Origin of the sequence: Gordonia sesuvii (assembly GCF_036350415.1) — a bacterium.
GTDB lineage: Bacteria > Actinomycetota > Actinomycetes > Mycobacteriales > Mycobacteriaceae > Gordonia > Gordonia sesuvii.
Genome location: NZ_JAZDUF010000017.1, coordinates 1 through 1,725, shown reverse-complemented (window position 1 = coordinate 1,725; position 1,725 = coordinate 1). Strand labels below are relative to the sequence as shown.

At 55.4% G+C, this 1,725-nt stretch carries 1 rRNA gene; it reads right to left on the bottom strand.

What is annotated here, in order from left to right:
• Nucleotides 1–1,725, bottom strand: a 23S ribosomal RNA gene (locus VZC37_RS24640); the annotation flags it as partial.

Sequence of the window (1,725 nt, the reverse complement as noted above, 5' to 3'; positions counted from 1 at the left end):
GGTGGTGAGAAACCTCATCTTGGAACAGGCTTCCCGCTTAGATGCTTTCAGCGGTTATCCCTTCCGAACGTAGCTAACCAGCAGTGCACCTGGCGGTACAACTGGCACACCAGAGGTTCGTCCGTCCCGGTCCTCTCGTACTAGGGACAGGTTTCCTCAAGTTTCTAGACGCGCGCGGCGGATAGAGACCGAACTGTCTCACGACGTTCTAAACCCAGCTCGCGTGCCGCTTTAATGGGCGAACAGCCCAACCCTTGGGACCTACTCCAGCCCCAGGATGCGACGAGCCGACATCGAGGTGCCAAACCATCCCGTCGATATGGACTCTTGGGGAAGATCAGCCTGTTATCCCCGGGGTACCTTTTATCCGTTGAGCGACACCACTTCCACACGTTGGTGCCGGATCACTAGTCCCGACTTTCGTCCCTGCTCGACATGTACGTCTCACAGTCAAGCTCCCTTGTGCACTTACACTCAACACCTGATTGCCAACCAGGCTGAGGGAACCTTTGGGCGCCTCCGTTACATTTTGGGAGGCAACCGCCCCAGTTAAACTACCCACCAGGCACTGTCCCTGAACCCGATCAGGGTCCGAGGTTAGAAGTCCAATACGATCAGAGTGGTATTTCAACAACGACTCCACCCACACTGGCGTGCGAGTTTCACAGTCTCCCACCTATCCTACACAAACCGAACCGAACACCAATACCAAGCTATAGTGAAGGTCCCGGGGTCTTTTCGTCCTGCCGCGCGTAACGAGCATCTTTACTCGTACTGCAATTTCGCCGAGTCTGTGGTTGAGACAGCAGAGAAGTCGTTACGCCATTCGTGCAGGTCGGAACTTACCCGACAAGGAATTTCGCTACCTTAGGATGGTTATAGTTACCACCGCCGTTTACTGGGGCTTAAATTCTCAGCTTCACCCTCGAAAGGATTAACCGGTCCTCTTAACCTTCCAGCACCGGGCAGGCGTCAGTCCGTATACATCGTCTTACGACTTCGCACGGACCTGTGTTTTTAGTAAACAGTCGCTTCTCTCTGGTCTCTGCGACCCACACCAGCTCCCACCGCAAAAGTGTTCACCAGCACGGGTCCCCCTTCTCCCGAAGTTACGGGGGCATTTTGCCGAGTTCCTTAACCACAGTTCTCTCGATCGCCTTAGTATTCTCTACCTGACCACCTGTGTTGGTTTGGGGTACGGGCCGTGTACCAACTCGCTAGAGGCTTTTCTCGGCAGCATAGGATCATGGATTTCACCGCAACGGCTACGCATCACCTCTCAGGATATCTGTGGCACGGATTTGCCTATGCCACTCCCTACAGGCTTACACCAGTACAACCACTGACTGGCCCCACTACCTTCCTGCGTCACCCCATCACTTGCCTACTACCAACCAAGGTCCCATGCAGCCGGCTCACGTCACCCGAAGGTGATCGATCGCCATTTGGATGGTTAGTACAGTTGATTCAGCATGGACGCGGATACACGGGTACGGGAATATCAACCCGTTGTCCATCGACTACGCCTGTCGGCCTCGCCTTAGGTCCCGACTCACCCTGGGCGGATTAGCCTGGCCCAGGAACCCTTGGTCATCCGGCGGCAGAGTTTCTCACTCTGCTTTCGCTACTCATGCCTGCATTCTCACTCCCACACCCTCCACCACTAGATCACTCTGCGGCTTCCACGGATGCAGGACGCTCCCCTACCCACCCACACACCTAGCC